At 67.6% G+C, this 1,460-nt stretch carries 1 protein-coding gene and 1 pseudogene; both read right to left on the bottom strand.

Annotated features, from left to right (window positions below; genetic code table 11):
* Positions 1–1,128, bottom strand: a 1,128-nt coding sequence (locus C2U70_RS31865; protein WP_140982592.1) for a GGDEF domain-containing protein, incomplete at its 3' end; no start/stop codon positions are given.
* A gap of 85 nt (positions 1,129–1,213) precedes the next feature.
* A pseudogene (locus C2U70_RS31870) lies at positions 1,214–1,460 on the bottom strand (long-chain fatty acid--CoA ligase); the annotation flags it as partial.

Here is a 1,460-nt window from a genome sequence, read left to right on the forward strand (position 1 = left end):
CGGTTCGCGCTTGCCGTTGGAGGTGTGGCGCATCACGGCGGAGAGGCGGCGCGCGATCATATGCGCGGTGCGGAAATCGGTTTCCGCAAACACGACGATGACCGAGCCGTCTTTCTGGGCCGCACCAAAATCCATCTGCCGCATCAGGCGGCTGAGGATACGGGCGGCGTCGAGCTGGGCGCGGGGATTGCGTGGGTCGAAGGCGAAACGCGCCACAGAAAGTCCGCCGCCGCGCGACAGTGTCTGTTCGACGGCATTGGCTAAATCGCGGCCAAAGGCTTCCGGCGTCAACAAGCCGCTGCGCGGGTCGAGCCAGCCGCCGGCATCGATCGAACGCAGCGTGCGGCTCAGTTGCGCCTCGAAGGCGTGCTGGCGGATCAGCGGCAGCGCACCTGCGGCGATCTTCGCGGGCTCGCCGGCGATCAGCTCGAGATTGGGCAGGTCGTGCTGCATCGAGAGCTGCTGCGCGGTGACGACCACGGGCAGGTTGCGGAAGCGGGTGTCTTCGGAGAGCACCGTGAGGAAGGCGTCGGCGACGCGCGCGGAAAATCCTTCCGCCAGCACGACGCCGTCGATGTCCCGCGTATTGAGATGCTTTGCGGCGGCCTCGATCGAGAGCGCGCCGACGACGCCCGTGCGTTCGCCGAGCGCGACCGACAGTGCAGGGTAGGCGGAGCCGCGGCCGATCAGCAGAACGGTCGCATCGCGCGCCGGATCGGTGTCGGGCATCGAGATCGGCGTGTTCACCTCGGGCAACCGGCGCAGCACGGTCGCGTGCAGCGTGCGCACGCGCATGGCAGCGCGCAGCCGTGCGACCAGACGGTCGGAATTGCCGCCGCGCAATGAGAACGGCAGCGCGTTGTGCGGAAGCGCGCTCTGGGCGTCCACCGCGACGAAGGGAAGATAGAGCTTTTGGTCGGCAATCGCCTTGGCGACACCGGCGAGGTATGCCTCGTGTCCGCCGGTCAACGTCGCGAGGACGGCGGCCGGCTGCACCTGCGTCACTGCGCTTGCGGCGTTCCCCCAATCGCTGTCGATGACGGGAAAGAGCCGGGCCTCATCCAGCGCCGAGATATAGGCTGGCCTTGGGGTATTGGAGACGAAGAGGATCGGGCCCGCCTGGGACATCACAAACTCGATTGACGCCGGGAAACGGACAGCAATCTAGTTTGGCCGCCTTAATGCCCGGTCAACGGCGTCAGGGAAAATGCGCTCACGTAGGGCCGGTGCGGTCGCGAAAGGCTTCAACCATCAGAGGGTTAAGGCCGAGTTCGCTGAGCGCCTCGCGGGCGCGGGCATTATCCTGGGCCCGTCCCGCCAGCCGGTGACCGCTCAGGCGGTCGGGCAGCGCTGTCAGCAGCGCCCCCTGGCCGAGCCGGCGAGCCCATTCCTGCAGGTCGTTGGACAGGAAGCGGTAGCCGCCGACGGCCATGATCCCGGACGGCGGCGCGGTGATGCAG

The sequence above is a fragment of the Bradyrhizobium guangdongense genome (genome assembly GCF_006483445.1).
Classification (GTDB): Bacteria; Pseudomonadota; Alphaproteobacteria; order Rhizobiales; family Xanthobacteraceae; genus Bradyrhizobium; species Bradyrhizobium guangdongense_A.